We start from the raw sequence: 469 nt of genomic DNA, 5'->3' as shown, positions 1-469 counted from the left end.
GGAGCCGCCGCCGGACGGAGTATCGCCCTCGGAACCGCCGCCGGACGGAGTATCGCCTTCGGAGCCGCCGCCGGACGGGGGAACATCGCCCTCGGAGCCGCCGCCGGACGGAGTATCGCCCTCGGAACCGCCGCCGGACGGGGGAACATCGCCCTCAGAACCGCCGCCGGACGGGGTATCGCCCTCAGAACCGCCGCCGGACGGGGCATCGCCTTCGGAGCCGCCGCCGGACGGGGTATCGCCTTCGGAGCCGCCGCCGGACGGAGTATCGCCCTCGGAGCCGCCGGACGGACCTGACGGGCCGGAAGGTTCGGACGGATCAGTAGCCGTGGTGGCCGTCGTCGCGGTGGTTGCGGTAGTCGCGGTGGTGGCCGTAGTCGCGGTGGTGGCCGTGGTGGCCGTCGTCGCCGTCGTCGCCGTAGTGGCGGTGGTGGCCGTCGTCGCCGTCGTCGCCGTAGTGGCGGTGGTG

1 pseudogene is annotated in these 469 nt (G+C 74.4%); it reads left to right on the top strand.

What is annotated here, in order from left to right:
- Positions 1-297, top strand: a pseudogene (locus A3H92_00135) (hypothetical protein).
- The last annotated feature ends 172 nt before the right edge of the window (positions 298-469 follow it).

Source organism: Rhodospirillales bacterium RIFCSPLOWO2_02_FULL_58_16 (assembly GCA_001830425.1).
Lineage (GTDB): Bacteria > Pseudomonadota > Alphaproteobacteria > Rhodospirillales > 2-02-FULL-58-16 > 2-02-FULL-58-16.
Note: the sequence above shows the minus strand (reverse complement) of the source record. Positions and strands in the feature narration are given on the sequence as shown.